Below are 5,082 nucleotides of genomic sequence, written 5' to 3'. Positions count from 1 at the left end.
CCCTCGGCGCGCGCAACGTCGGCGGCCCGAGCGTCGGGCTTCCCTACCTGACCGGGCCGTCGGCCGCCAACCCGTTCGGCGGGACGCCCGCGCCGACGAGCGCCGGCCTCCTCGACGTCACGACGATCCCCTCGGTCCACCCGCTCGCCGACCCGCGCGCGGCGCAGCGCGGCGTTCCGTCCACGCGGCACGGCCTGCCGGAATTCTTCGTGCCGAGCGTGGCCGACGTCGCCGCCTTCCTCCCCGGCGGCGGCGACCTGCACCGGACCGTCGCGAAGGATCATCCGCGGGCCAACGCCTTCGCCCACGCGATCGCGCCGTCCCTCGTTCCGGCGGACCCGTCGAAGCGCGGGGTCGACGTCGCCCAGGAGAACTTCCGGCGCACCGGCCGGCTCTCGGGCGATCCCGTGCGCACGGTCGAGCCCGGCCCCGACGAGCCGTTCTCGTCGGGCGACTACGACTTCCTGACCGGGGGCTCGCGCGCGTCGAGGCCGCACGCCACGCCCCGCGTCGAGCCCGCGCGCCACGACGGGCCGGCCCCGCGCGCGACCTCGACCCGGTCGAGCCCGGCGGGCGCGCCCTTCGACGTCGAGCACATCCGCAAGGACTTCCCGGCCTTGCACCAGAGCGTGAACGGGCACCCCCTGGTCTGGCTCGACAACGCGGCGACCACGCACAAGCCGCAATCGGTCATCGACGCGACCTCCGAGTTCTACGCCCGCCACAACTCGAACATCCACCGGGCCGCGCACACGCTGGCCGCGCGCTCCACCGACCTGTTCGAGGGCGGCCGCGAGAAGGTGCGCCGCTTCCTCAACGCGCCCTCGAAGGACGACATCGTCTTCCTGCGCGGCACGACGGAGGCGATCAACCTCGTCGCGAACTCGTACGGCCGGGCCAATATCGGCCCGGGCGACGAGATCATCGTCTCGACGATCGAGCACCACGCCAACATCGTGCCCTGGCAGCTGCTCAGCCAGGCCACCGGCGCGACCCTGCGGGTGATCCCGGTCAACGATCGCGGCGAGATCATTTTCGAGCAGTACGCCGCCCTGCTGTCGGGCCAGACCAAGATCGTCTCGGTGACCCATGTCGCCAACGCGCTCGGCACGGTGAACCCGGTCCGCGAGATCATCGCCCTCGCCCACGCCTACGGCGTGCCGGTGCTGGTCGATGCGGCCCAGTCGACCCCGCACATCCCGATCGACGTGCAGTCGCTCGACGCCGACTTCGTGGTGTTCTCGGGCCACAAGGTCTTCGGGCCGACCGGCATCGGCGCGCTCTACGGCAAGACGCACCTCCTCGCGGCGATGCCGCCGTGGCAGGGCGGCGGCCACATGATCGAGGACGTCACCTTCACGAAGACCGTCTACAAGGGCGCGCCGGAAAAGTTCGAGGCGGGCACGCCGGACATCGCCGGCGCCGTGGGCCTCGGCGCGGCGCTCGACTATCTCGAGAGCGTCGGCCTGCCGGCGATCGCGGCCTACGAGCACGACCTGCTGGACTATGCGCAGGCCGGCCTCGCCGACATCAGGGGCCTGCGCCTGATCGGCACCGCCCGCGAGAAGGCGAGCGTGATGTCCTTCGTGATCGAGGGACAGACGAACGAGGCGGTGGCCCACCACCTCGACCGCCACGGCGTCGCCGTGCGCTCCGGGCACCATTGCGCCCTGCCGGCCCTGCGCCGCTTCGGCGTCGACCAGTCGATCCGCGCCTCGCTCGCCTTCTACAACACCCGTGCGGACGTGGACGTGTTCCTCAAGGCCCTGCACCGCCTGCCGCGGTAGCGGCGTTCGGCAGGATCGCCGGCACGAACGAAGGCCCGATGCCGTCGCCGCGGCATCGGGCCTTCCCGTTTGTCGATCGGCCGGCGGGCATCGCCGTTGCACCGCGGCGGCGGCGGGACCAGAACGGTCCCGACTTCCGGCCAGCCGAGCGAGGCCCCGCATGCGAACCGATACGCCCGTCCAGATCCGGCTTCAGGACTACCGACCGAGCGACTTCATGATCGACCGCGTCGACCTCGACGTGCGGCTGGCGCCGCACGACACGCGGATCACGGCGAGGCTCGCGCTGCGCCCGAACCCGGCCGGCCGCACCGGCGTCCCCCTGGTGCTCGACGGCGACGACCTCGTCCTGGAGGGGCTGGAGCTCGACGGCGTGCCGCTCGCCGCCGACGCCTACGCGGTGAGCCCGGCCGGGCTGACGCTGCACGCGCCGCCGCGAGGGCCGTTCGAGCTGACGATCGCGACGCGGGTGGACCCGACCGCCAACACCAAGCTGATGGGGCTCTACCGCTCGAACGGCGTCTACTGCACCCAGTGCGAGGCCGACGGCTTCCGCCGGATCACCTACTTCCTCGACCGGCCCGACGTGATGGCGGTCTACACCACCCGGATCGAGGCCGAGCGCGCGGAGGCCCCGGTGCTGCTCGGCAACGGCAACCCGGTGGAGGCCGGCGACGTGCCCGGCACCGGACGGCACTTTTCCGTGTGGCACGACCCGCACCCGAAGCCCGCCTACCTGTTCGCCCTCGTCGGGGGCGCCCTCGACCGGGTCGCGCAGGACTTCACCACGATGGAGGGCCGGGCCGTCGCGGTCGCGGTCTACGTCGAGCCCGGCAAGGCGCCGCGCGCCGCCTACGCCCTCGACGCGGTGATCCGCTCGATGGCCTGGGACGAGGCGACCTTCGGGCGCGCCTACGACCTCGACGTGTTCAACGTCGTCGCCGTGTCGGACTTCAACATGGGCGCGATGGAGAACAAGGGCCTCAACCTGTTCAACGACAAGTACGTCCTGGCCTCGCCCGAGACCGCGACCGACGGCGACTACGCCGCGATCGAGCGCATCATCGCGCACGAGTACTTCCACAACTGGTCGGGCAACCGCGTCACCTGCCGCGATTGGTTCCAGCTCTGCCTGAAGGAGGGCCTGACGGTCTTCCGCGACCAGGAATTCTGCGCGGACATGCGCTCGCGCGCCGTCCACCGCATCGGCGAGGTCCGCAATCTGCGCGCGCGGCAGTTCCCCGAGGATGCCGGCCCGCTCCGGCACCCGGTCCGGCCGGGGGCCTATGCCGAGATCAACAACTTCTACACGGCGACCGTCTACGACAAGGGCGCCGAGATCGTGCGGATGCTGCGCACGCTGATCGGGGCCGACGCCTTCCGGGCCGGCATGGACCGGTACTTCGCCGACAACGACGGCACGGCGGCCACCGTCGAGGACTTCCTGGCGGCCTTCGCCGCGGTGACGGGACGCGACCTCACGGCCTTCGCGCGCTGGTACGAGCGCCCCGGCACGCCGACGCTCGCCGTGACCCGCGCCTACGACGCGGCGTCCCGGCGCTGCACGCTCGGTCTCCGCCAAAGCCTGGAGGCGGCCGGGCCGCCGCTGGTGATCCCGGTGGCGCTCGGCCTCGTCGGCACGGCCGGCCCGCTCGCCGGGGCGATGTCGGCCGCGGTCGCCGGCGGCGTCTTCGTCCTCGACGCCGAGACCGCGACGGTGGCGTTCGAGAACGTCGCCGAGCCGCCCGTCCCCTCGCTGCTGCGCGGCTTCTCGGCCCCGGTGCGGCTCGACCTCGACCTGACCGACGCCGAGCGCCTCACCCTGCTCCGCCACGACACCGACCCGTTCAACCGCTGGCAGGCGGCGCAGGGCATCGCGATGCGCCTGATCCTCGGACCGGCGGCGCCGGGGGCGGTCGAGGCCTTCGCCGACGCGCTCGGGGCCTTCCTCGACGGCGAGGCCCTGGCCGACCCGGCCTTCGCCGCCCTGGTCCTGGCGCTTCCCGGCGAGGGCGAGGCCGCCAGCGAGATCGCCGCCGACATCGACCCGGATGCCATCCACGCCGCCCGCACCGCCCTTCGGGCGGTCCTCGGAACGCGGCTGCGCCCGCGCCTCGACGGGCTGATGTCGGCGCTGCGGCCGTCGCACGAGACCACCTACAGCCCGAATGCGGCCTCGGCCGGCCGCCGGTCTCTCGCCAACGCCTGCCTCGACCTGATCGCGGCGGCCGATCCCGCGGCGGGGACCGAGGGCGCCCTCGCCCAGCTGCGCGAGGCCCGCAACATGACCGACCGCCTCGCCGCCCTCGGCGTGATCGCGGCGATCCCGGGGGACGCCCGCGAGGCGGCGCTCGCCGCCTTCGGCAGCACCTATGCCGACGAGCCGCTCGTCCTCGACAAGTGGTTCGCGATCCAGGCGATGATCCCCGAGGACGGCACGCGGGCGCGGATCGCCGGGCTCGCCGAGCACCCGGCCTTCGCCATGACCAACCCGAATCGGGTGCGGGCGCTGATCGCCAGCTTCGCGCTCGGAAACCTGACCCAGTTCGCGCGGGCCGACGGAACCGGGTTCGCCCTGGTGGCCGAGCGCATCGAAGCGCTCGACCGGATCAATCCGCAGCTCGCCGCGCGCCTCCTCACCGCCTTTTCCCCGTGGCGCCGATGGGAAATTTCGCGGCGGGAAAAGGCCGCCGAAATCCTCAACCGGATCAAGGCGATCCCCGCGCTTTCGCGGGACGTGGCCGACATCGCCGCCCGCACCCTCGAAGCCGGTTAACCATCGCTTAACATTGACGATTCTCCGCCGAATCCGAGTCGGTAGATGCTGCCGGGAGTCAAGCTCGGCCGGAAAAAAGCCGTGGACAAATCACCCGGGAAAGTGATGAACTGAATTCAGATTCGAGGCCGGCGCAGCACGGCCCGGACGCTTTCATGTCACGAGGTCGACCATGCCGGAGGCGGATTCCGCTTCCTTCTCCGCGCGTGCGGATACGATTCTCGGCATCCACTGGCCGACGCGGGCTCCGGCCGCGCGTTTCGTCCAGGCCGAGGCGTGGCTGCGCTACGCGGTGCCGGCCCTGCTGGCGACCTTCCTCGCCTGCCTGGCGGGGCTGACCGCGCTCCACCTCCAGAACCAGCGCGACGAGCTGCTCGCCGCCGCGAGCGCCGACCTCGAGACCTTCACCCGCCTCTCGGCGGGGGCGCTGGCCGGCCGCGTCGGCAGCGACGAGGCGGCCCAGGCGAGCCTCGCCGACCTGTTCCCCGCCGGCGCGCTCCCGGCAGGGCGCCGGGTGCT

The 5,082-nt window shown here is 72.5% G+C and carries 2 protein-coding genes and 1 pseudogene; all 3 read left to right on the top strand.

What is annotated here, in order from left to right; all coding sequences use genetic code 11:
• A partial coding sequence (locus FV230_RS24315; protein ID WP_147844229.1) for a family 2A encapsulin nanocompartment cargo protein cysteine desulfurase occupies positions 1 to 1,787 on the top strand: 1,787 nt, incomplete at its 5' end.
• Between the two features lie 160 nt (positions 1,788 to 1,947).
• On the top strand, positions 1,948 to 4,563 hold the full coding sequence (gene pepN, locus FV230_RS24310) for an aminopeptidase N (RefSeq protein WP_147844228.1): 2,616 nt from the start codon (positions 1,948 to 1,950) through the stop codon (positions 4,561 to 4,563).
• Between the two features lie 172 nt (positions 4,564 to 4,735).
• A pseudogene (locus FV230_RS24305) lies at positions 4,736 to 5,082 on the top strand (PAS domain-containing sensor histidine kinase); the annotation flags it as partial.

The organism is Methylobacterium sp. WL6, from assembly GCF_008040095.1.
Taxonomy (GTDB): Bacteria; Pseudomonadota; Alphaproteobacteria; order Rhizobiales; family Beijerinckiaceae; genus Methylobacterium.
The sequence above is the reverse complement of the archived record's forward strand: the minus strand, read 5'-3'. Positions and strand labels throughout refer to the sequence as shown.